This window comes from Curvibacter sp. EU05-FHT14A10 (assembly GCF_058791075.1).
Window position 1 is genome coordinate 394,622 of sequence record NZ_JBYTDE010000002.1, and the last position, 23,693, is coordinate 418,314.

Consider the following 23,693-nt stretch of genomic DNA (forward strand, 5'->3'; position numbering starts at 1 on the left):
CATCCTCCTTCCGGGTAATGGCGCGCAGCCCCCGTCATGCCTACAGTCAAGCACCATGTCTGATCCCCTCCTGCCGGCCCTGGTCGATACCTTCGGGCGGCGCATCGATTATTTGCGCGTCTCCATCACCGACCGGTGCGATCTGCGCTGCACCTATTGCCTGCCCAAAGGCTTCAATGGCTACGAAGAGCCGGCCCACTGGCTGCGCCCGCCCGAGCTGCTGCGCCTGCTGGGCCTGTTTGTGCGCAGCGGCGTGTCCAAGGTGCGACTCACCGGCGGTGAGCCGCTGCTGCGGGGCGGCCTGACCGGGCTGGTGCGCGGCATCGCGGCCTTGCCGGGCCTGCGCGATCTGTCCTTGTCCAGCAACGGCACCCAACTGGCCCGGCTGGCCCGCGAATTGCGCGAAGCCGGCCTGCAGCGCCTCAACATCAGCCTGGACACCCTGGACCGGGGCTGTTTTGCCCGCATCACCGGACGTGACGCGCTGGGCAGCGTGCTGGAGGGCCTGCAGGCGGCCCAGGCCGCAGGCTTCAGCCCCATCAAACTCAACATGGTGGTGCAACCGGGCGTGAACCTCGACGAGGTGGAGAGCGTGCTGGCCTTCGCCATGGCCCATGGCCATGTGTTGCGGCTGATCGAGCCCATGCCCATGGGCACCACCGGCCAGGCTGTGGCGCCGCCCGACCTCAGTGCCCTGGGCCAAAGCCTGGCGCAACAGCACGGCCTGCTGCCTTGCGTGATGGGCCAGGGCGGGGGCCCCGCACGCTACTGGGCCAGCCCGGACGGTCGCGCCAGCCTGGGCGTGATCACGCCCCTGTCGCAGCACTTCTGCGCCACCTGCAACCGCGTGCGCCTGGGGGTGGACGGCACCCTTTACCTTTGCCTGGGGCAGAACGACCGGGTGCCGCTGGGCCCGATGCTGCGGGCCGGTGCCAGCGACGCCGAGTTGTTGAAGGCGCTTCATGCGGGCATCGCGGCAAAGCCCGAGCGCCATGTGTTTCAAGAGCAACCCCAGCATGTGATGCGATTCATGGCGCAAACCGGCGGATGAAGGACATCACCAAATCACCCAAGCGCACAATTCATGCTGCAAACGATTGGAGAATGGATTGAGCCTGCCGCCGGAGCCCTTGGAGCCAGAACCGATGCCAGCCTCAGACCCGGCACGGGTCCGGCTGCGCGCCCGCCTCTCGGGCCTGGGCCTGGCTTCCAAGCTGATGGGCATCGGCGGGCTGTGCCTGGTGCTGGCGCTGGCCTCGGTCGGGCTCACGCTGTGGGTGACCTGGCAATTGGAGGGCGGTGCCGCCGCCGTCAACGAAGCCGGGCGCATGCGCATGCAAAGCTACCGGCTGGCCCTGCGCCTGCAGACCCCGGTGCCCGACACGGGCCGGGCCGAGCTGAATCAGCAGGTGCAAGGCCAACTGCAGGACTTTGACGCCAGCCTGAGCCTGCTGCGCGACGGTGACCCCGCCCGCCCCCTGGCCGTGCCCTGGGACCAGGACACAAGGGCCCATTTCGAGCTGGTGCAGCGGCGCTGGCAACCCCTGCGCGAGCTGGCCGGTGAACTGGCCGTCCAGCGACCTGGCCCCGGGCTGAGCCTGCAGGTGGACGACTTTGTGCATGAGGTGGACAGCTTTGTCTCGGCCATCGAGCTGCACCTGGCGCAATGGACCACCCTGCTGCGCACGCTGCAGCTGGTGATGATGTCGCTGGCCCTGCTCAGTGCCCTGGTGCTGTTGTACGTGGGCCATGTGCTGGTGCTGGACCCGGTGCGCCGACTGCAGCGCAGCCTGGGCCGCATCGAGCAGGGCGACTTCGGCACCCGCGTCCAGGTGGCCAGCCACGACGAACTGGGCGCCCTGGCCGAAGGCTTCAACCGCATGGCTGAGCGCCTGCAAGACCTTTACAGCGGGCTGGAAGGCAAGGTACGAGAGAAGACGGCCCGCCTGCAACTGGAGCAGCAACGCCTGCGCACCCTGTACGAGACCGCCACCTTTGTGGCCCAGGCGGACACCTTGCAAGCCCTGGCCCAGGGGTTTTCACGCCAGTTGCGCAGCATTGCGGAGGCCGACGCGGTGGCCATTCGCTGGTCAGACGAGGCCAACCAGCGCTATGTGCTGCTGGCCAGCGATTGCCTGCCCAAGGTGATGGTGGAAGAAGAGCACTGCGTGCTCACCGGGGACTGCCTGTGTGGCGCATCGTCCGAACGCGCAATGGCCCAGCCACTGAAGGTGATCCCCATCCTGGATGCGGCGCGGCTGACCCCACCCGACGGTGCCAGCCAGCGGGTGCAGCAGCATTGCGAGCGCGCCGGCTTCAGAACCCTGGTGACGGTCAGCCTGACCTGGCACCAGCGGGTGCTGGGCGAGATTGAACTCTTCTACCGCCACGACACGGTGCTGGGCCCTGAGGAGCGCAGCCTGTTCGAAGCCCTTGCCAGCCACCTGGCAGGGGCCATGGAAAACCTGCGCAGCGCCGCACTGGCGCGCGAATCAGCCGTGGCCGACGAGCGCCAGATGCTGGCACGCGAGCTTCACGACTCCATCGCCCAGTCACTGGCCTTTCTGAAGATCCAGATGCAGTTGCTGCGCAGCGCCATGAACGACTCGCGCCCGGCGGCCGTCGAGGCCACCCTCGATGAGCTGGACGCCGGCATCCGCGAAAGCTACAGCGATGTGCGCGAACTGCTGCTGCACTTTCGCACCAACACCCATGCCGAGGACATGGAGCCCGCACTGCGCGAGACCCTCTCCAAGTTCGAGCTGCAGGCCGGCATCCGGCCCAGCCTGTCCATCCACGGCGAAGGCCTGCCGATTGCGCCCGATGTACAGGTGCAGGTGCTGCACATCGTGCAGGAGGCGTTGTCCAACATCCGCAAGCATGCCCACGCCCGCCAGGTCGAGGTGTGTGTCGACACCCACCCGCAATGGCGAGTCGCCATCCGCGACGATGGCCTGGGCTTTGACGCCCGGGGCGGCCCGCCCGATGGCACCCATGTGGGACTGCGCATCATGCGCGAGCGTGCCGAACGCATCGGCGCGCAACTGACCCTCGAATCGGGCCACCAGGGCACCTGCGTGACCTTGCGCCTGCCTCAGAATCCGCAGCCTGCTGCGGCCCAGACCCACGAAGCCCCTGTGACATGACCCTGCCTCCTCCGATCCGACTGCTGGTGGTCGACGACCACAAACTGTTCCGTCGCGGCCTGGTGGCCTTGCTGTCTCAGCAGCCCAGCCTGCAGGTGGTGGCCGAAGCCACCGATGCGGGCGAAGCCCTGAAGCTGGCCGCCCAGCACGCGCCCGAGGTGGTGCTGCTGGACAACCACCTGCCCGGCGTGCACGGGGTCGATGTGCTGCCCCAGTTGATGGCGCTGTCGCCCACGCCCCAGGTCATCATGCTCACGGTGAGCGAGGATGCCGAAGACCTGTCGCAGGCCCTGGCGCGTGGCGCCAGCGGCTACCTGCTCAAGACGGTGGATGGCGACGAGTTGGTGGCCTCGATCCGCCGGGTGCGCGAGGGCCAGTCGGTGGTCTCGCCCGAGATGACGGGCAAATTGTTTGCCGCCTACCGGCAGGCCGTGGCGGCAGCCCCGGCGCCAGACTTCAACGCTGAACCTGCTGAGGCCCCCCCCCCTGAGCCGCAGGTGCGCCCGTCCGAATCGGCGCTGGCAGCGTCCAAGCTGTCGCCCCGCGAGCGCGAGATTCTGCGCGAGATCGCGCGTGGCGCCAGCAACAAAGAGATTGCTCGCACCCTCAAGATCGCCGAGACCACGGTCAAGATCCACGTGCAACACATCTTCCGCAAGCTCAACCTGAGCTCACGGGTGCAGGCCGCGGTGTACGCCGTGACTGATCCAGATCAAAGCTGACGCTCGGGCTACTCCTTTCGGAGGATGGTGCCTGCCCGGATGCAGGATGTTCACGGCGCACTGATTTTTTGACACTGGGGACCACTCAAAAGGAGGTTCCCCCATGTCTTCACGCGGCAAAGCGCTTTCGGTACTGACCGTCAGCACGCTCGCCTTCACGGTGTGCTTCATGGTCTGGATGATGTTCGGCGTCATCGGCATCCCGATCCGCAAGACCCTGGGCCTCAACGCCACCGAATTCGGCCTGTTGACGGCCATGCCGGTGCTCACGGGTTCGCTGGTTCGTGTGCCCCTGGGGGTGTGGACCGACCGCTTTGGCGGGCGCATCGTGATGATGGGCACCCTCCTGGCCTGCGTGCTGCCGATCTGGCTCATGAGCTACGCCACCCAGTACTGGCAGTTCCTGGTGCTGGGCCTGTTCGTGGGCCTGGCCGGTGGCGTGTTCTCGGTGGGCACCCCTTACGTGGCGCGCTGGTTCCCCAAGCACCAGCAGGGCTTTGCCATGGGCGTGTTCGGCGCCGGCAACTCGGGTGCCGCCGTCAACAAGTTTGTGGCCCCGGCCCTGATCGTGGCCTTTGGCTGGGCGGTGGTGCCGCAGGTGTATGCCGCCATCATGCTTGGCGTGGCCGTGCTGTTCTGGTTCGGCAGCGCCAGCGACCCCAGCCACCTGGTGGCCAGCAAGACCAGCTGGGGCGAACAGCTCAAGACGCTGAAGGACCCGCGCGTGCTCAAGTACTGCCAGTACTACAGCATCGTGTTCGGCGGCTATGTGGGCCTGAGCCTGTGGATGGTGCAGTACTACGTGGGCGAGTATGGCCTGGACATCCGCTGGGCCGCCCTGCTGGCCGCCTGCTTCTCGCTGCCCGGGGGCGTGCTGCGCGCCATCGGTGGCTACCTGTCTGACAAGCACGGCGCGCACCAGATCACCTGGTGGGTGCTGTGGGTGAGCTGGATCTGCCTGTTCCTGCTGAGCTACCCGCAGACCGACTTCAGCATCACCACCGTCAACGGGGTGCGCAGCTTCCACATCGGGCTCAACGTCTACAGCTTCACGGCCCTGATGTTCACCCTGGGCATTGCGTTTGCCTTCGGCAAGGCCAGCGTGTTCAAGTACATCAGCGATGACTACCCCGGCAACATCGGCGCCATCTCGGGCGTGGTGGGCCTCGCCGGTGGCCTGGGCGGCTTTGTGCTGCCGATCCTGTTCGGCGTGCTGCTCGACCTCACGGGCGTGCGCTCCAGCGCTTTCATGCTGCTCTACGGCGTGGTCTGGGTCTCGCTGATCTGGATGTACTTCACCGAAGTGCGCAGCCGCGACGTGCTGCGCGGCAACCCGGCCTGAGCAGCCCCCCCCCGACAACCCCTTCAAAAGGAATCCCCATGTCAAGCAAGACCGTGGCGCCCCAGCGCGCCCGCCCCGGCAAGACCCTGGCGGTCTGGACCCCGGAAGACAAGGCCTTCTGGGCCTCGCAGGGCCAGGCCATCGCCAAGCTCAATCTGTGGCTGTCGGTGCCGGCCCTGTTCCTGGCCTTTGCCATCTGGCAGCTGTGGAGCGTGGTGGCCGTGAACCTGCCCCTGATGGGCTTCAAGTACTCCACCAACCAGTTGTTCTGGCTGGCCTCGGCACCGGCCCTGTCGGGCGCCACGCTGCGCATCTTCTACTCGTTCATGGTGCCCCTGGTGGGCGGGCGGCGCTGGACAGCGATCTCCACCGCCTCGCTGCTGTTGCCCGCCATCGGCATCGGCATCGCGGTGCAAGACCCCAACACGCCCTACCCCACCATGCTGATGCTGGCCCTGCTGTGCGGCCTGGGCGGCGGCAATTTCTCGTCGTCGATGGCCAACATCAGTTTCTTTTTCCCGAAAGAGCGCAAGGGCTCGGCGCTGGGCGTGAACGCCGGCCTGGGCAACCTGGGGGTGTCGGTGGTGCAGTTTCTCAGTCCCATCATCATCTCGGTGGGCGTGTTCGGTGTGCTCGGCGGCGAGCCCCAACACATCAGCAAGGCGGGCCAGGTGGTCGACGTGTGGGCGCAGAATGCCGCCTTCGTGTGGGTGCCGTGGATTGCGCTGACCGCCGTGGCCGCCTGGTTCTTCATGAACGACATCGCCGACGCCAAGGCCTCTTTCGCGGCACAGGCGGCCATCTTCCGCAACCGGCACAACTGGGTGATGTGCCTGCTGTACCTGGGCACCTTCGGCTCGTTCATCGGCTATGCCGCCGGCTTTCCGCTGCTCATCAAGTCGCAGTTCAAGGACGTGAACCCGCTGGCCTACGCCTGGATGGGACCGCTGGTGGGGGCCCTGATCCGCCCCGTGGGCGGCTGGCTGGCCGACAAACTGGGCGGCGCCCGCGTCACGCTGTGGAACTTCGTGGTGATGGCCCTGGCCGTGGTCGGGGTGCTGTTCTTCCTGCCCAAGGGCACGGGCAGCAGCCTGGCCCTGCCCTGGGGCCCGGCCGAGGGCAGCTTCACGGGCTTTTTCCTGATGTTCCTGGTGCTGTTCTTCACCACTGGGGTCGGCAATGGCTCCACCTTCCGCATGATCCCGGTGATCTTCATCGACCTGAAGACCCGCCGCGCACCGCGCAACGACGAACTGGCCCAGGCCCAGGCCGTCAAGGAAGGCAACACCGAATCGGCCGCCGTGCTGGGCTTCAGCGCCGCCGTGGCGGCCTATGGCGGCTTTTTCATTCCCAAGAGCTATGGCTCGTCGATCGCCAGCACCGGCGGCCCTGAGCTGGCGCTGCTGACCTTCATCGTCTTTTACCTGCTGTGCATCGTGGCCACCTGGTGGTTCTACGCCCGCCGCGATGCCGATGTGCCCTGCTGAGCACGCCCCCCGAACCGACCCCAACGGAGCCATTCCATGAGTCATTTTCTGGACCGACTGAGCTTTTTTGCCCAGGCCCGCGAACCCTTTTCCAACGGCCACGGCGTCACCACCGGTGAAGACCGCACCTGGGAGGACGCCTACCGCAACCGCTGGCAACACGACAAGATCGTGCGCTCGACCCACGGCGTGAACTGCACGGGCTCATGCTCGTGGAAGATCTATGTCAAAGGCGGCATCGTGACCTGGGAGACCCAGCAGACCGACTACCCGCGCACCCGCCCCGACCTGCCCAACCACGAGCCGCGCGGCTGCGCCCGCGGCGCCAGCTATTCGTGGTACCTGTACAGCGCCAACCGCGTCAAGCACCCCATGGTGCGGGGCGAGTTGCTCAAGCATTGGCGTGCCGCCCGCACCGTGGCCAAGAGCCCGGTGGACGCCTGGGCCACCCTGATGGCCAATGACGAGGTGCGCCGCAGTTGGCAGACCCAGCGCGGCCTGGGTGGTTTTGTGCGCAGCAGCTGGGACGAGGTCAACGAGATCATTGCCTCAGCCAACGTGTACACCATCAAGGCCCACGGCCCTGACCGCATCATCGGCTTCTCGCCGATCCCGGCCATGTCGATGGTGTCGTATGCCGCCGGCAGCCGCTACCTGAGCCTGATCGGGGGCGTGTGCATGAGCTTCTACGACTGGTACTGCGACCTGCCGCCCGCCAGCCCGCAGGTCTGGGGCGAGCAGACCGACGTGCCCGAATCGGCCGACTGGTACAACTCGACCTTCATCATCGCCTGGGGCTCCAATGTGCCGCAGACGCGCACCCCCGACGCGCACTTCTTCACCGAGGTGCGCTACAAGGGCGCCAAGACCGTGGCCGTGACGCCCGACTACGCCGAGATCTCCAAGCTCGCCGATCTGTGGATGCACCCCAAGCAGGGCACCGATGCCGCTGTGGCCATGGCCATGGGCCATGTGATCCTGAAAGAGTTCTACTTCGACAAGCGCAGCGCCTACTTTGACGACTACGCGCGCCGCTACACCGATCTGCCCATGCTGGTGATGCTGCAGGAGCAGGACACCCCGGCCGGTCGCGCCCTGGTGCCGGGCCGTTACCTGCGCGCCAGCGACCTCAGCGCCAGTGCCGCCACGGCCAACGCCGACTGGAAGACCCTGGCCTGGGACGATGAAGGCCAGGTGGTGCAGCCGCAGGGTTCGATCGGCTTCCGCTGGGGCGCCGAAGGCCGACCCGACCAGGGCCGCTGGAACCTGGAGAGCCGCGAAGGCACCGAGGGCCGGCCGGTGCAGCTCAAGCTCTCGGTGCTGGAAGGGGCCGGTGGCAGCACCCCAGCCACGAGCAGCGTGAACAAGGTGGCCTTCCCCTACTTTGGCGGCATCGAGTCGCCCCAGTTCACCGCCAACAAACAAGGTGACGTGCTGCTGCGCAACGTGCCCATGCAACGCGTGCTGGTGCAGCAAGACGGTGTGCCACGCGAAGTCTGGGTGGCCACGGTGTTCGACCTGCAGGTGGCCAGCTACGGCGTGCACCGGGGCCTGCGCAATGCGGCCGGCGACCTGGTGGACGACGGCGCTGCCTCGTACGACGACAACCTGCCCTACACCCCGGCGTGGCAGGAGCAGATCACCGGCGTGCCGCGCCACCAGGTGCTGACCGTGGCGCGCCAGTTTGCCGACAACGCCGACAAGACCCGGGGCAAGTCCATGGTCATCATCGGCGCGGCCATGAACCACTGGTACCACAGCGACATGAACTACCGCGGCATCATCAACATGCTGATGATGTGCGGCTGCATCGGCCAATCCGGGGGAGGCTGGGCCCACTATGTGGGGCAGGAAAAGCTGCGCCCGCAGACCGGCTGGACGGCGCTGGCCTTCGCACTGGACTGGTCACGCCCGCCGCGGCAGCAAAACTCGACCAGCTTCTTCTACGCGCACACCGACCAGTGGCGCTACGAAAAGCTGGGGGTGGAAGAGGTGCTGTCGCCGCTGGCCGACAAGAGCCAGTTCGGCGGCAGCATGATCGACTACAACGTGCGCGCCGAACGCATGGGCTGGCTGCCCAGCGCACCCCAACTCAAGACCAACCCACTGCAGGTGTGCCGGGATGCCAGCGCCCAGGGGCTGGACGCCAAGGACCATGTGGTCGACGCGCTGAAGAACGGCGCGTTGCAGATGTCTTGCGAAGACCCGGACGACCCGGCCAACTGGCCGCGCAACATGTTTGTGTGGCGCTCCAACATCCTGGGTTCGAGCGGCAAAGGGCATGAGTATTTCCTCAAGCACCTGCTGGGCACCACCCACGGCGTGCAGGGCAAAGCTTTGGGCAGCGATGAAGCGCGGCCGCAAGAGGTGCGCTGGCACGCCGAGGCTCCCCAGGGCAAGCTCGACCTGCTGGTGACGCTGGACTTCCGCATGAGCACCACCTGCCTGTACTCGGACATCGTGCTGCCCACGGCCACCTGGTACGAGAAGAACGACCTCAACACCAGCGACATGCACCCCTTCATCCACCCGCTGTCCACCGCCGTGGACCCGGCCTGGGAGGCGCGTTCGGACTGGGACATCTACAAGGGCTTTGCCAAGAAGTTCTCCGAAGTGTGCGTGGGCCACCTGGGGGTGGAAAAAGAAGTGGTGCTGACACCCATCATGCACGACACCCCGGGCGAGATGGCCCAAGCCTTCGATGTGCGCGACTGGAAGCGCGGCGAGGTGGACCTGATCCCCGGCAAGACCGCCCCGCAGATCACGGTGGTCGAACGGGACTACCCCAACACCTACCGCCGCTTCACCGCCCTGGGCCCGCTGATGGACAAGCTGGGCAATGGCGGCAAGGGCATCGGCTGGAACACCCAGGACGAGGTGCGCCAGTTGGGCGAGCTCAACGGCACGGTGCGTGAAGCCGGCGTGAGTCAGGGCCGACCCTCGATCGACACCGACATCGACGCGGCCGAGGTAGTGATGATGCTGGCCCCCGAGACCAACGGCCATGTGGCCGTGAAGGCCTGGGAGGCCCTGTCAAAACAGACCGGGCGTGAACACGCCCACCTGGCCCTGCACCGCGAGGACGAGAAGATCCGCTTCCGCGACATCCAGGCCCAACCGCGCAAGATCATCTCCTCGCCCACCTGGTCGGGACTGGAGAGCGAGAAGGTCAGCTACAACGCCGGCTACACCAATGTGCATGAACTGATCCCATGGCGCACCCTGACCGGTCGCCAGCAGTTCTACCAGGATCACCCCTGGATGCGGGCCTTCGGGGAAGGTTTTGTCAGCTACCGGCCGCCGGTGGACCTGAAGACCCTGGCCGAAGTGCAGGGCCTGAAGCCCAACGGGCACCGCGAGATCGCGCTGAACTTCATCACGCCGCACCAGAAGTGGGGCATCCACTCGACCTACACGGACAACCTGCTGATGCTCACGCTGAACCGTGGCGGGCCAGTGGTCTGGCTCAGTGAGGACGACGCCAGGAGCGCCGGCATCGTGGACAACGACTGGGTCGAGCTGTTCAACGCCAACGGTGCCATCGCGGCCCGCGCGGTGGTCAGCCAGCGGGTGAAGAACGGCATGGTGATGATGTACCACGCCCAGGAAAAGATCATCAACACCCCGGGCTCGGAGATCACGGGCACGCGCGGCGGCATCCACAACTCGGTGACCCGCATCGTGCTCAAGCCCACCCACATGATCGGTGGCTACGCCCAGCTCAGCTACGGCTTCAACTACTACGGAACGATAGGCACCAACCGCGACGAGTTCGTGGTGGTGCGCAAGATGGCCCGGGTCGATTGGCTCGACGGCGAAACCACCCAAGGAGCACACGCATGAAGATCCGAGCCCAAATCGGCATGGTCCTGAACCTGGACAAATGCATCGGTTGCCACACCTGTTCGGTGACCTGCAAGAACGTCTGGACCAACCGCCCCGGCGTGGAATACGCCTGGTTCAACAACGTCGAGACCAAGCCTGGCATCGGCTACCCCAAGGAATGGGAAAACCAGGACAAATGGAACGGTGGCTGGGTGCGCAAGGCCGACGGCCGCATCGAGCCCCGCCAGGGCGGCAAGCTCAAGCTGTTGATGCGCCTGTTTGCCAACCCCAACCTGCCCGAGATCGACGACTACTACGAGCCTTTCACCTTCGACTACGAACACCTGCAAAGCGCGCCCAAGTCCAAGGCACCGCCCACGGCGCGCCCGCGCAGCCTGATCACCGGGCAGCGCATGGAGAAGATCGAATGGGGCCCGAACTGGGAGGAGATCCTGGGCGGCGAATTCAACAAGCGCAGCAAGGACAAGAACTTCGACGCGATCCAGAAGGACATCTACGGGCAGTTCGAGAACACCTTCATGATGTACCTGCCGCGCCTGTGCGAGCACTGCCTGAACCCGACCTGCGTGGCCAGCTGCCCCTCGGGCTCAATCTACAAGCGCGAGGAAGACGGCATCGTGCTGATCGACCAGGACAAGTGCCGCGGCTGGCGCATGTGCGTGTCGGGCTGCCCGTACAAAAAGATCTATTACAACTGGCAAAGCGGCAAGGCCGAAAAGTGCATTTTCTGCTACCCCCGCATCGAAGCCGGTCAACCCACCGTGTGCTCCGAGACCTGCGTGGGCCGCATCCGCTACCTGGGCGTGCTGCTGTATGACGCCGACCGCATCGAGCAGGCGGCCCAGACCGAACACGACCGCGACCTGTACCAGGCCCAGCTCGACGTGTTCCTCGACCCGCACGATCCGGCCGTGATCGAGCAGGCCCGCCGTGACGGCGTGCCCGAAGCCTGGCTGACCGCGGCGCGCAACAGCCCGGTCTACAAGATGGCCGTCGACTGGAAGGTGGCCCTGCCTCTGCACCCCGAATACCGCACCCTGCCCATGGTCTGGTATGTGCCCCCGCTGTCGCCCATCCAGGCCGCCGCCAACTCGGGCGATCTGGGTGTGAACGGCGAGATCCCGGATGTGAACCAGCTGCGCATCCCCGTTCAATACCTGGCCAACCTGCTGACCGCAGGCGACACCGGCCCCGTGATGCGGGCGCTGGAACGCATGCTGGCCATGCGGGCCTACATGCGCTCGCGCCATGTGGACCAGGTGGAGAACACCGCGGTGCTGAACCAGGTCGGCCTGGACGCCGCCACGGTGCAGGACATGTACGACATCATGGCCATCGCCAACTACGAAGACCGCTTTGTCATCCCCAGCACCCACCGCGAGTACGCCGAGAACACCTTCGATGTGCGCGGCGGCTGCGGCTTCTCGTTCGGCAACGGCTGCTCGGACGGCGCCAGCGACACCAGCCTGTTCGGTGGCAAAAAGAAGCGCACCATCCCGATCAAGGCAGAGGAATGAGCATGAACACGCCCCACCATCCAGCGCCCCCTGCGACCCCGGCGTCCAACCCCCGGGCCCGCAGCCTGCGCGCCCTGGCTCATCTGCTGACCTACCCCGACGCCACCTTGCGGCAGGTGTTGCCAGAGATCGAGGCCGCGCTGCAAACTGATGCGGCGCTGTCGACCGAGCGCCGAGCCGGGCTGCTGGCCCTGACCCAGGCCCTGCTGCAAAACCACCCGCTGGAGGTTGAAGGCGACTATGTCGACCTGTTCGACCGTGGGCGGGCCACCTCGCTGCACCTGTTTGAGCACGTGCACGGTGACTCGCGCGACCGGGGCCCGGCCATGATCGACCTGCTGCAGACCTACGAGCAAGGCGGCCTTTACCTGGACCCGGCCCGCAGTGACGGCGAGCTGCCTGACTACCTGCCGGTGGTCCTGGAGTTCGCCTCCACCCTGCCACCAGAGGCCTGCTGCGACTTCATTGGCGAGTTTGCCCACATCCTCAACAGCGTGCACGACGCCCTGGAGGGCCGCCAGAGCGCCTATGCCCAGGCTGTGGCCGCTGTGCTGGAGCTGGGAGGGCAAGCCCTGGTGGCGCGCCCCCTGGTGGCCGAACCCGCCATGGACGACAGCTGGGCCGAGCCCGAAGCCTTTGCCGGCTGCAGCAGCCCGGGCCAGCAAAAGCCTGGCGACAGCCAGCCCATCCATTTCATGCCCCGCACCGGGGCTGCCCCCACACGAGGAGCCTTGTCATGAGCCTCAGCCATCAATTCGTCTTCGGCATCTACCCCTACCTCTGTGGCGTGATCTTTCTGCTGGGCAGCCTGATCCGCTTCGACCGCGAGCAGTACAGCTGGCGCAGTGAATCCAGCCAGATGCTGGCCTCAGGCAGCCTGCGCTGGGGCTCCAACCTGTTCCACGTGGGGGTGATCGGCCTGTTCTTCGGTCACCTGTTCGGCATGCTGACGCCGCCCGAGATCGTGCACGCCCTGGGCGTGAGCCCGGCGCAGAAGCAGCTGTTGGCCGTGGTGGCCGGGGGCACCCTCGGTAGCCTGGGTCTGGTGGGCCTGCTGCTGCTGATCCGCCGCCGCCTGGGCAACACCCGGGTGCGCGCCACCTCGCGCAAGCGCGACTTCGTGGTGCTGTTCTGGCTGCTGGCCACCCTGTTGCTGGGCCTGTCCACCGTGCCGCTGTCGCTGCAGCACAGCGATGGCGCCACCATGCTGCTGCTGATGGCCTGGGCACGGCACATCGTCACCTTCCAGGGCGATGCAGCCAGCCTGATCGCGGGCGTATCGCCGGTGTTCAAGCTGCACATGTTCATGGGCATGAGCCTGTTCGCCCTCTTCCCGTTCACCCGCCTGGTGCATGTGTGGAGCGGCTTTGCCTCGGCCGGCTATGTGGCCCGCCCCTGGCAGATCGTGCGCAGCCGCAAGATCGGCCTTTGAGCCGGCGAGCTTTTGATCAAGGAACGCCCCATGACACCCACCACCCCACAGCCCCTCCCCCTGAGCGTGGCCGGCCAGCGCCTGGACCAGGACCGCAACGACCTCAGCGAGGCCGAACGGCACCAGCGTGCCCGCGTGGCCCTGCTGCGCCTCGCGGCCATGGCCGACGGCCTGTTGCCCGACAGCGACCCGGCCCCCCATGACGGCGTGCTCAGCGAGGCCGCGGCCGATGCCATCGACCAGTGGCTGGAGCAGAACCTTCAAGTACCCGACCCCGACGAAGCGGCCTGCCGCCGCTACCATGCCGCACACCGCGCCCGCTATGCCGTGGGCGAGCGGGTGCAGGCCCGCCACATCCTGTTTGCGGTCACCCCGGGCACCGATGTCAAGGCGCTGCGCGGTCGCGCCGAGCAGGCCTTGCTGAGCCTGCGCGCAGAGCCGCAACACTTTGCCGAGCAGGCCGCCGCCCTGTCGAATTGCCCCAGCGGACAGCATGGGGGCGAATTGGGTTGGCTGAGCGAAGCCGATTGCGCCCCCGAACTGGCCCGGGAACTGCTGGGCCAGGACGCCGACCGGGCCCACGTGGGGGTGCTGCCACGCCTGGTGCATTCGCGCTTCGGCCTGCATGTGGTGGAGGTCTTGGCCCGAGAGCCCGGCCAGCACCCCGAGTTCGAACAGGTGCGCGACGCCGTGGCCCAGGCCATGCGGCAAAGCGCCTGGATCACAGCGCTGCGCCAGCAATTGCTGGTGCTGGCCGCCCGCTGGCCGGTGCAGGGCGTGGCGCTGGAGCAGGCGGGGTCAGCGCTGATGCAGTGAGGGCGCGCTCACGCGCCACGCAACCGTGTCATCACGGCGTCGGCCTGGGCCTGTGCTTCGGCGTTGTCGCCAGCCCAGGCCACAAAGGCATCGGGACGCACCAGGATCAGGGGCGCCTCGTAGCGGATCAGCTCCTGCTCTCGCGGGGCTGCGATCAGCGTCAGGGGCAGGCCTGCACGGGTGGCCGCGTCTTGCAGTGCCTGCACGGCTTCGGTGGCGGCCCCCAAGGCCAGCAAGGTGTAGCCGCTGCCCAGGGCCTCGAACACATTGCGCCCATCGGGCAGCGCAGCGGGTGCCAGATGATGCCCTGCACGGGCCTTGAATTGATGCGAGCCCTTGGCGCTGCAGGCGGCCGCGCTCGGCCCGCCCGTGATGAGCGGGGAGCCTTCGTAATGAGGCTCAAAGGCATGGACCTCGCCCACCGCCCCTTGTGCGCGGGCCTGCCAAGCCTGCTCGAAGGCAGCCCGGTCCTGTTGAGGATCGAATGCGGCCAGAAAGTCGCGGTCGGTGGCAATGGAGCGGGCAATGAAGTCTTCGATCGTGGAGGCGAACACGGGGCGACGCTCCGCGTCGTAGGACGCCAGCAGGGCCTCGCCGCCCCAGCCTTGCCGATGCGCGGCCAGCTTCCAGCCCAGATTGCGGGCGTCTTCCAGACCTGAATTGATGCCATACCCCCCATACGGCGGATGGCTGTGCGCAGCATCACCGGCCACGAAAACGCGCCCCTGGCGGTACTGGTCGGCCAGCATGAATCGAAGATCCCAGAAGCCGATGTGATCGAAATCGACATCGAAGGACTCGCCCACGGCCTCCTGAAGATAGGCCTTGAAATCAAAGTTGTCCGCCGTGGTGCCGGCCGGCACAGGGGCATGGAAGAACCATTGACCTTGCAAGTCGACACGCCCGAAGAACTTCCAGTAGCCCTTCAACTGAGGATGCAGCACGTTGAAATAGGACTTGCCAGGGTAGCGCTCCAGCATGCGCTGATTGAGCTGGGCCGAGCGAAAGACGAGCAGCACCATGAGGCTGTCGTGGTCGGTGCGGGTCTGGTGGATACCCACCTGCTCCCGAACCCGGGATCGGGCACCATCGCAGGCCACGAGATAAGGGGTACGAAGTTGCTGACTGGCGCCCCCATCGCGGGGCCGCACGATGACACTGACGCCATCCGCATCTTGCAGCACGCTGTCGGCGTCCCAGCCATACAGGGTCCGGATGCCCGGGATCTCGGCCACCCTGCTGCGCATGACCGCCTCAGTGGCGTATTGCGGCAGCCGTTCGTTGGCCGTGAAGTAGAAAGGCTTGACCAGATCGCGTTGCAGCCAGTCATAGGCATAGGGCCCGAGCAGGGTGCCATAGGCCGTCAACCCTCCGATGCCATAGGTGGGCGGGATGGTTCGCGCAGCCCGCAGGGCCGGCTCGGCGCCCCAGGCATGGAAGTGCTCCAGGGTGCGCTGGGTCAGGTTCTGCCCTTTGGGGATGGGCTGAGGTTGCAGGTGGCGCTCCACCACGGTGCAGGCCACGCCGCGCTGTCCCAGCTCGATGGCCAGGCCCATGCCGACGGGCCCTCCCCCCACGATGATGATGTCGGTGTCCATGTTCTTGTCCTTGTTCTCGATTGGCGTTTTTCTGTGGGTCAGCGCTGGGTAGGCCAGGCTGTTGCGGGTCGATGCCAGCTCAGTCGGCGGTGATGCCCTGCTCACGGATCAGGTCGCCCCAGCGCCGGGCGTCGGCTTGCATGATCTGCTGCAGGGATTGGGGGCTGCTGGATTCAGGGGTCATGCCCTGGCTTTCGAAGGCCGTGCTGACATCGGGCTGCGCCAGGATGGCCTTGACCTCCTGGTTGACACGCTGGATGAAGGCCGGAGGGGTGGCGGCCGGCCCGAGCAACCCATACCACATGTCCACGTTCAAGTCGCCGAGGTTGAGGCTGCGCAGGGGCGGCACCTCGGGCAGCAACCGTGAGGATTGGTCAGAGCTGATGGCCAAAGCGCGCAACTTGCCGCTCTTGACATGCTGCAGGGCCACATGAATGGGCAGGAACATCAGGTCGATCTGCCCCCCCAGCAGTTCGGTGAGGGCAGGCGCTGTGCCGCGGTAGCTCACATGGGTCAGCGCGATCTTCGTCCGGGCCTTGAGCAGTTCCATGGCCAGGTGATGGGGCGTGCCGGCACCTGGTGAGCCGTAGTTGAGCTCGCCTGGATGGCTTTTGGCGTAGCTGATCAGGCCGGCCAAAGAGTCCACCTTCTTGCTGCTTCCCACCACCAACAGCAGTTGACCACGGCTGGTCAGGGTGATCGGCGCCAGATCCTGCAAGGGGTTGAAGCCGAGTTTCGGGTAAAGCGAGGGGTTGATCACCAGGGTGTTGACGGTCACCAGAAGGGTGCTGCCGTCGGGTGTGGCCCGGATCACCTCCTGGGTGCCAATGTTGCCCGAGGCACCAGGCTTGTTGTCGACGTAGACCTGGCACTTGAGCCGGGCCGACAAGGGCGCGGCCAGTTGGCGGGCGATCAGGTCGATGCCCGTGCCGGGGGTGAAAGGCACCACCAACCGAATCGTGGACGGGCCAGGGGCTTCGGCTGCAGCGGCCACCCGGGGCAGGAACAGGGCGGAGGCCCCGGCCAGCAGGGCCTGACGACGAGACAGTTCGCCAAATACAACGGGGCTTGAGGACATGGTGTGACAAAGGTTGACGACGGGATGGATTCCAAACGCTTTTTTGATATAAATCAAACGAAATATTCTGCTTAATTCTTCAAAAATTTTGATCAATGTCGACAGCCGCCAGCTCATGGCGTTTTTGGAAATCACCCGCCATCAGAACTTTGCCAAGGCAGCCCACAGCGTGCACTTGTCACCGTCTGGGGTGAGCATGCTCGTCAAGGAGCTGGAGCGCCAGGTTGGGGCCCAGCTCTTTGAGCGCACCACGCGTTCGGTGGCATTGACCGAGGCCGGTCTGCGCCTGGTGCCGGTGGCCGAACGCATTCTTGAGGAATTGCATGGCCTGGGTGAGGCCGTGCGCGGCACCGAGGAGGCCTTGCGTTCACGCCTGGACATCGCGGCCACCCCCATCGTCGCCGCGAGTCTGTTGCCCCAGGTCCTTGGTGAATTCAGCCGCGACCACCCTGGCGTGAGGATGCGTTTGGCCGATCTTCCCGTGGGGGCGGTCCATGACGCGGTCATCCAGGGGGAGGCCGACCTGGGTCTGGGCTTTTTCGTCAAGGCCGCCCCCAGCCTTCTGCGCGAGCCATTGTGCCGTTTCCGGCTGGTCTGCATCAGCCCACCGGGGGTGGGATCTGCCAGCCAACGAGGTCGCCGGACCTGGCGCAGCCTGGCCGACGTGAACTTGCTGAGCCTGCCTGCCGACAACCCGATCCAGGCGGTGATCGAAAGCCACCTGCCGCGCCGTCTGGCCCGCACGGGGGAGCGCATGACGATGAACTTTCTGGGTTCTTTGATCGCCATGGTCGAAGCCGGCATGGGGCACGCCGTCGTGCCCTCCATCGTGATGGCCGAGTGTCTGCGGCATGGCCTGACTGTCGAGTTGCTGGAAGAGCCAGCCGTGCACCTTGAGCTCTTCGTTGTGACTCGCCGTGGCGCAGCGGTCAAAGCACAGGCCCAGACCTTCGAGAGTGTTCTGAGAGCCGCTGCACAGCGGCTTGAGAAGGCGGGAACATGGGCGCCCGCATGAATCGCGTCGGGCCGATTCGGCCAACGACTTGACTCAGCGCAACGCCAGGGGACGCCCGCGATGAGAGGCACGCCCTACCACCCAGCGGATTGAGCCCCCAGCTCGTTCTGCACGGCTCACGCCTTCACGCCCCCGGCTTTTTCCGCACAAACGCCCGCGCCTCTTTGTCAGAACGCCGGATGTGCAGCGACAGCCAATCGCGCAGCACACTGGACAGCTGCGACGCCACGGTGATGCTGCCGGCCTCGTACTGCCGCTTCAATGCCTCGAGCTGGCCGATGAAATGGGCGTGACCGATCTGGTGCTGCTCCAGGTGCGGAAACCCCACGCTGCGCATCAGGGCCTCTTCACGGTTCAAGTGGTCTCGGGTGTAGGCCAGCAATGCATCAAGCACCCCTTGCACTACCTCACGCCCCCGCCCCTGGCTGGTGGCGGTGTGCAACTGATTGACCAGATCGACCAGATGCCGGTGGTCGCGGTCGATGGGGCCGTGGTCGATCACCAGATCGTCGGCCCATTCAAAGTAAGCCATTCAGGATCTCCTGGGTTGAAGCGGGCCGGACGGTGTCATGCCCTCAGGCGAGCTTGAAAAACCGCACCGTGCCATCAAGGGACTGGGCCTGCTGCTCCAGCGCCTGGGTTGCCGCGGCCGCTTCTTCGACCAGGGCGGCGTTCTGCTGGGTGACCTGGTCCATCTGGCCCACCGCCTGGCAGACCTGGTCGATACCGGTGCTCTGTTCGCGGCTGGCCAGCGAGATTTCACGCATCAAGTCCGCCACCCGGCGCACGCTGACCACGGTTTCGTCCAGCGTGCTGCCGGCGCGTTCAACCTGGGCACAGCCCGCGCCCACATGGACCACCGAGGTGTCGATCAGGTGCCGGATCTCGCGCGCCGCATCCGCTGCCCGGCCAGCCAGTTGCCGCACTTCGCTGGCCACCACGGCAAAGCCACGCCCTTGCTCACCGGCACGGGCTGCCTCGACCGCCGCATTGAGTGCCAGCAGATTGGTCTGGAAGGCGATGCCATCGACCACGCCGATGATGTCGGCAATGCGCTTGGATGAGCTGTCGATGGCCTCCATGGTCTGAATCACCTCGGCCACCACCTTGCCGCCCTGCACCGCCACCTTGGCAGCCGACTCGGCCAGGCGGTGGGCACGCAAACCGCTGTCGTCGTTCTGCCGCACGGCGGCAGCCAACTGTTCCATGGAGGCCGCGGTCTGCTCCAGGGCGCTGGCCTGCTCTTCGGTGCGCGACGACAGGTCCAGGTTGCCGGCGGCAATCTGGCGCGTGGCTGTGGCCATGGCCTCGGTGCCACCGCGGACCTGACTGACCACGTGATGCAGGCTGCGGCTCATCTCGTGCAGTGCCGCCTGCAACTGGCCGATCTCGTCACGGCGGGTCGTTTCGATGCGGCGGCTCAGGTCACCCTGAGCCACATGCCGGGCCAGCAGCAGGGCCTGTCCCATCGGAACGGTGATGTCACGCGTCAGCCAAGCCGACAGACCGACGCCGCAGAACAAGCCCAGACCGCCCAGCACAGCCATCAGCAGGCGAGACTCGTTGCTGGCTTCCAGTACCTCCTGCGCGCTGAGGTCAGCCAATGACTTCTGCAGCCGATTGAGGTGGTTGATGGGGGCTTGCAGGGCATCAAGGGCCGGCAGCGTCTCGTGTTGCAGCAAGGTGGCGGCCTGTTCGCGCTGGCCACTTTCGACCAATTGCATCACGCGCGAAAACGAAGCCACATAGCGCTCGCGGGCCTGCTGCAACGCCTGCATCAGGGCCCGACCTTCAGCCCGGTAGATCAGGCGATCCAGGGCTCCCAAGGCTTCGGTGATGTCGCGCTTGGTGTGCTCGATCCGCTCACGGAGGATGTCGCGCTGAGGCCCCTCGACCCCAAGCACCAGTTCCATGGTGCGTCGCGCGTTGGCCCGGGTGCCCACGTCCACCGCATGGATGGCCTCGACCTTGGCCCAGTCTTTGTCGACCAGGCGTTGATTGATGTCACGCACCTGCGTGAAACGCCATCCGCTGATCAGGGCCATGCCCATCATCATCACCATGAGCAGGCCAAAGCCCAGGCTCAGGCGAACCCCGATCTTCATGTCACTGAATTTGCGCATGCCGTCCCCCTGTCAGAGCCGATGCGGAACACCCCGCATACATGCAACGGATGGTAGGCAAGACCGGGCGATTTGCCCCTCCTCCATTGGAACTACGGCGAGCCCTGTCGGCCCTGAATTTGATGTAAATCAAATTTCAGGACATCCAGCCATCAAGCGCTCAGGCCTGTGCAAGACAGCAGGCATGAGGCCTCAGCCCACGCCAAGCTGGCTCTGCGCCAATTCTTGCGTGATGCGCAAGAACGCATCCACCTCCGCAGGGCTGTTGCAATGCAAAGGCGAGACCCGCACCGCGCCCTGCAGGCCGAGGGATTGCAGCATGCGGCGCGAATACAGGCTGGCCACACTGCGTTCGTAGACGGTCACGCCACGCAAGCCGTATTCGTGCACGGCACGAGTGCAGTCCAGGCCGTTCACACCCAACGCAATGATGAGGTCGCGGCGGGTCAGGTCGTCATGGTCCAGGTAAACCTGCACGCCCGCCATGGCCCGCAAACCGGGCTGCGCCTGGCTGCCCAGCAGCAGTCGGGCCAGCAGGGCCCGCTCGTGCAACGCAATGCGCTCCATGCCGGCCTCGAACAGCGCGCGACGCGACAGCGTCGCCTCTGCCGCAGGCCGCCACTCGGGCAGTTCCTGTGCGGCCTGTTCGCCCAGCCAGCACACGTAGTCGGCCACTTCCTTCAGCACGGCAAACTGCCAGGGCGAAGAGCTGCCCAGGTCCCAGAAGTTGGCGCTCTTGCCTGCCAGCTTGTGGTGGGGCAGCAAGGCGGCGCGATCAGACAACCAGGCCAGGCCCGAGCCGCGGCAGCCAAAAAACTTGTAAGGAGCCAGGTTGATGCCATCCACCGGGGTTTTGCGCAAATCGATGAGCCCATGGGGCGCATGCTGCACGGCATCGACCACGATGTAGAGCTCGGGCTTGATGGCCCGCGCCCGGGCCACGATCTGCTCAAGATCGAGCTTGGCCCCCGAAATGTTGGAGGCATAGATCACGTTGAGCAACACCGTGTCGGTGTCCACCAGGCCCACGATGGCGTCGACATCCACCCCGCCAGTCAGCGGGTTGCTGGGCGCCACCCGCAGTTCGCGCCCGGTGTCTCGGGCATAGCGTTCCATGGCGTCGTAGGAGGATGGATGCTCCAGCACCGTGGTCACCAGATTGCCGCCGGGCACGTTCTGCACAATGGCCCGAACCATGTCGAACATGGCAGCCGATGCCGTCAACGCGGCGAAGACGGTGCCGCCTTCGGCCTGTAGCATCATGCGGAAGTCATCCGTGCCCGCGGCCTGAATGGCCTGCAGCTCACGCGCCACCGGGTGGATGCGCTCGGTGTTGTCGGGCACGGCATCGATCAGCGCAAAGCGCTCGACGGCCGCCTTGAGCCGGAACGAGCCGCCGGCGTTGTCAAAGTACAGGCGCGGGCGGCCCAGGTGATCGTGCTCAATCTGCAGAAAGCGCTCGCGCACCGCCTGCATCAGCGCGGGCGGGAACAGCAGCCCCCGAGGGTACGCGGCGGCCGTGCTTGTCATGTTCAGACCCCCTTCTTGCTGGGGTTGCGATAGGCCTCGCGGATGGCCTCGGTCATCGGGAAGTTCAGATTGATGTTGCTGGGCGGGATCGGCTGGGTAAACCAGCGGGCGTACAGGCGCTCGATCTCGCCCGATTTCATCAACTGGGTGACGGTATCGTCGACCACCGCCTGGAATTGCGGGTCGTTCTTGCGGTACATGATGCCGTAGGGCTCCTGGCGCAACACCACGTCGTGCAGCATGCGGAAGTCGCCCGGCCGCGGTGCGGTGGCGATCAGGCCGGCCAGCTGCACGTCGTCCAGCACATATGCGACGGCACGTCCGCTGGCCAGCAGCAGGAAGGCGTCGGCCGTGTCCTTGCCAGTGATCTCTTGCACTTCGACGTTCTCGGCCCGTTTGTAGGCCCGCAACAGCTGGATCGAGGTGCTGCCAGCCACGGTGGCCACCGTCTTGCCCGCCAGATCGGCCAGGCTGTTGATGCCCGAGTCTTTTTTGACTGCCACGGTGATGCCCGCGACGAAGTGGCTGGGCGCAAAGGCCACCAGCTGCTGGCGCGCCACCGAGTTGGTGGTGGTGGCACAGTCCAGATCCACCGTGCCGTTCTGCATCAGGGGCATGCGGTTGAGCGAAGTCAGGGTGGTGTACTCAACCCGCAGCGCGGGCAACCCGAGCCTGGCTTTCACCGCATCGACGATTTTCAGACAGATGTCATTGGAAAAGCCGATCGGATCGCTGCCACCCTTGGCCACATAGGAAAACGGAATGGAGCTGTCGCGGCTGCCGATGCGGATGACCCCGCTGTCCTTGATCTTGCGCAGCGTGTCAATGTCCTGCGCCGAAGCGGCCTGAGACGCAAGCAGGGACACAAAGGCTGCGCCGAGCAGCAGGGCCCGTGGCAATTTGGCAAGGCGGTTCATGGTGCTGAGACTCCATTCGAGGGAACTGGCGGGGTGGTTGATTCGGTCTCCGCCAACGGTGACGACGGCGGTTGAGTGAATTCTGGTGCGCCCCTCAATTCAAAAAAAGCGATTTTTTGTTCTGCTTTAACATTCCATAAAGAGATTTGAATACGCGCCCGCACCATGATGACCTTCAAGCAACTCGAAGCCCTGTATTGGATCGTTCAGCTGGGGGGCTTTGCCCAGGCCGCCCAGAAGCTGCACACCACGCAGTCGGCCGTGTCCAAACGGGTGCATGAGCTGGAGCAGGTGTTCGACACCCCCCTGTTCGACCGCAGCCAGCGTGCGGCCCGCCTGACCGAGAAAGGTGAAGAAATGTTTTTGCTGGCGCGCAAGCTGCTGAGGGAGCGAGACCTGGCGGTGGAGCAGTTTGCCAAGCCCGAAGTGATTGAGCGGCGGCTGCGCATCGGCGTGACCGAGCTCACCGCCATGACCTGGCTACCCCGCCTGGTGGCCCTGGTGCAAGAGCACTACCCCAAAGTGAAGCTGGAGCCCGATGTCGACGGCAGCCTGCCGCTGCGCGACAAGCTGCTGGCCGATGAGCTTGACCTGATCCTGGTGCCCGATGCGTTTGCCGACACCCGCCTGCGCTCCAAGGTGGTGGGACACGTCGACAGCGCCTGGATGGCCAAGCCTGGCCTGGTCCCCGCTGACACAAGCCGCCTGCACCAACTGGCACAAGTGCCTTTGCTGGTGCAGGGCGACAGCTCGGGCACCGGCCGCCTTTATGACACCTGGCTGCGTGATCAGGGCATCGAAACCACCGACGCGATCGTGGTCAGCAACCTGATCGCGCTCACCAGCCTGACCCTGTCGGGTTTTGGCGCCAGCTACCTGCCGCGTCAATGCATGGCCCCGCTGGTAGAGCTGGGCATGCTGTCGGTCATCGAGGTGGAGCCCGCCCTGCCCCCTGTGCCCTACGTCGCCATGTACAAGGGCGAGGTGCGCAGCACGCTCACATCGGCCTTGATCATGCTGGCCCAGTCGTGCTGCGACTTTTCACGGGCTTTCCAGGCCGTGCCGGCCTGAAGGCCCGGCACCTGTCCACCGAGCAGACCGGACACACCAGACATGACACCCTG

The 23,693-nt window shown here is 65.8% G+C and carries 18 protein-coding genes; 12 read left to right on the forward strand and 6 right to left on the reverse strand.

The genetic code is table 11. The annotated features are described in order from the left end of the window. Positions 1-55 precede the first annotated feature (55 nt). The 10 genes from moaA (at position 56) to AC3WUT_RS04990 (ending at position 14,308) form a co-directional block, all read left to right on the forward strand. Positions 56-1,051 carry a GTP 3',8-cyclase MoaA gene (gene moaA / locus AC3WUT_RS04945; protein ID WP_492345957.1) on the forward strand — a complete coding sequence of 332 codons (996 nt, stop codon included), beginning with the start codon at positions 56-58 and terminating at the stop codon, positions 1,049-1,051. A 94-nt stretch (positions 1,052-1,145) separates the two neighbouring features. After that, positions 1,146-3,146 (forward strand): type IV pili methyl-accepting chemotaxis transducer N-terminal domain-containing protein, encoded by a 2,001-nt coding sequence (locus AC3WUT_RS04950; RefSeq protein WP_492345958.1) that lies wholly within the window; start codon positions 1,146-1,148, stop codon positions 3,144-3,146. Beyond that, positions 3,143-3,868: a response regulator gene (locus AC3WUT_RS04955; RefSeq protein WP_492345959.1), complete on the forward strand. Its 726-nt coding sequence runs from the start codon at positions 3,143-3,145 to the stop codon at positions 3,866-3,868. Before AC3WUT_RS04950 ends, AC3WUT_RS04955 begins: the two co-directional genes overlap by 4 nt. 103 nt (positions 3,869-3,971) lie before the next feature. Continuing rightward, positions 3,972-5,210, forward strand: coding sequence for an MFS transporter (locus tag AC3WUT_RS04960; RefSeq protein WP_492345960.1), 1,239 nt, complete (start codon positions 3,972-3,974; stop codon positions 5,208-5,210). Positions 5,211-5,248: 38 nt separating this feature from the next. Then, complete coding sequence (locus AC3WUT_RS04965; protein WP_492345961.1) at positions 5,249-6,697, forward strand: NarK family nitrate/nitrite MFS transporter; 1,449 nt, start codon at positions 5,249-5,251, stop codon at positions 6,695-6,697. A 36-nt stretch (positions 6,698-6,733) separates the two neighbouring features. Continuing rightward, positions 6,734-10,540 (forward strand): nitrate reductase subunit alpha, encoded by a 3,807-nt coding sequence (locus AC3WUT_RS04970; protein ID WP_492345962.1) that lies wholly within the window; start codon positions 6,734-6,736, stop codon positions 10,538-10,540. Further along, entirely contained in the window at positions 10,537-12,060 is a 1,524-nt protein-coding gene (narH, locus tag AC3WUT_RS04975; RefSeq protein ID WP_492345963.1) for a nitrate reductase subunit beta, read from the forward strand. Before AC3WUT_RS04970 ends, narH begins: the two co-directional genes overlap by 4 nt. A gap of 2 nt (positions 12,061-12,062) precedes the next feature. Next, complete coding sequence (gene narJ, locus AC3WUT_RS04980) at positions 12,063-12,800, forward strand: nitrate reductase molybdenum cofactor assembly chaperone (protein WP_492345964.1); 738 nt, start codon at positions 12,063-12,065, stop codon at positions 12,798-12,800. Beyond that, the gene (narI, locus tag AC3WUT_RS04985) at positions 12,797-13,492 is read left to right on the forward strand and encodes a respiratory nitrate reductase subunit gamma (RefSeq protein ID WP_492345965.1); all 696 of its coding nucleotides are present in this window, start codon (positions 12,797-12,799) and stop codon (positions 13,490-13,492) included. Before narJ ends, narI begins: the two co-directional genes overlap by 4 nt. 30 nt (positions 13,493-13,522) lie before the next feature. Next, a complete protein-coding gene (locus tag AC3WUT_RS04990; protein WP_492345966.1) occupies positions 13,523-14,308 on the forward strand; it encodes a peptidylprolyl isomerase in 786 nt (261 codons plus the stop codon). 8 nt (positions 14,309-14,316) lie between these two features. Here the strand turns inward: AC3WUT_RS04990 and AC3WUT_RS04995 are convergent, their stop codons facing one another. Both AC3WUT_RS04995 and AC3WUT_RS05000 read right to left on the reverse strand, forming a co-directional pair. Then, entirely contained in the window at positions 14,317-15,906 is a 1,590-nt protein-coding gene (locus tag AC3WUT_RS04995) for an FAD-dependent monooxygenase (protein ID WP_492345967.1), read from the reverse strand. Positions 15,907-15,985: 79 nt separating this feature from the next. Further along, complete coding sequence (locus AC3WUT_RS05000) at positions 15,986-16,984, reverse strand: Bug family tripartite tricarboxylate transporter substrate binding protein (RefSeq protein WP_492345968.1); 999 nt, start codon at positions 16,982-16,984, stop codon at positions 15,986-15,988. A 115-nt stretch (positions 16,985-17,099) separates the two neighbouring features. On the opposite strand from AC3WUT_RS05000, the gene AC3WUT_RS05005 reads away from it, so the two are divergent. Further along, positions 17,100-17,999, forward strand: coding sequence for a LysR family transcriptional regulator (locus tag AC3WUT_RS05005; RefSeq protein ID WP_492345969.1), 900 nt, complete (start codon positions 17,100-17,102; stop codon positions 17,997-17,999). Positions 18,000-18,123: 124 nt separating this feature from the next. Here AC3WUT_RS05005 and AC3WUT_RS05010 read toward each other — a convergent pair whose 3' ends face one another. From AC3WUT_RS05010 to AC3WUT_RS05025, 4 genes are all read right to left on the reverse strand, one after another. Next, on the reverse strand, positions 18,124-18,531 hold the full coding sequence (locus AC3WUT_RS05010; RefSeq protein ID WP_492345970.1) for a bacteriohemerythrin: 408 nt from the start codon (positions 18,529-18,531) through the stop codon (positions 18,124-18,126). Between the two features lie 43 nt (positions 18,532-18,574). Further along, positions 18,575-20,122: a methyl-accepting chemotaxis protein gene (locus tag AC3WUT_RS05015; protein WP_492345971.1), complete on the reverse strand. Its 1,548-nt coding sequence runs from the start codon at positions 20,120-20,122 to the stop codon at positions 18,575-18,577. Positions 20,123-20,314: 192 nt separating this feature from the next. Then, positions 20,315-21,652, reverse strand: coding sequence for an aminotransferase class V-fold PLP-dependent enzyme (locus AC3WUT_RS05020; protein ID WP_492345972.1), 1,338 nt, complete (start codon positions 21,650-21,652; stop codon positions 20,315-20,317). A gap of 2 nt (positions 21,653-21,654) precedes the next feature. Continuing rightward, complete coding sequence (locus tag AC3WUT_RS05025) at positions 21,655-22,569, reverse strand: amino acid ABC transporter substrate-binding protein (RefSeq protein WP_492345973.1); 915 nt, start codon at positions 22,567-22,569, stop codon at positions 21,655-21,657. Positions 22,570-22,734: 165 nt separating this feature from the next. Here AC3WUT_RS05025 and AC3WUT_RS05030 point away from each other — a divergent pair, with 165 nt between their 5' ends. Continuing rightward, positions 22,735-23,640, forward strand: coding sequence for a LysR family transcriptional regulator (locus tag AC3WUT_RS05030; RefSeq protein ID WP_492345974.1), 906 nt, complete (start codon positions 22,735-22,737; stop codon positions 23,638-23,640). The last annotated feature ends 53 nt before the right edge of the window (positions 23,641-23,693 follow it).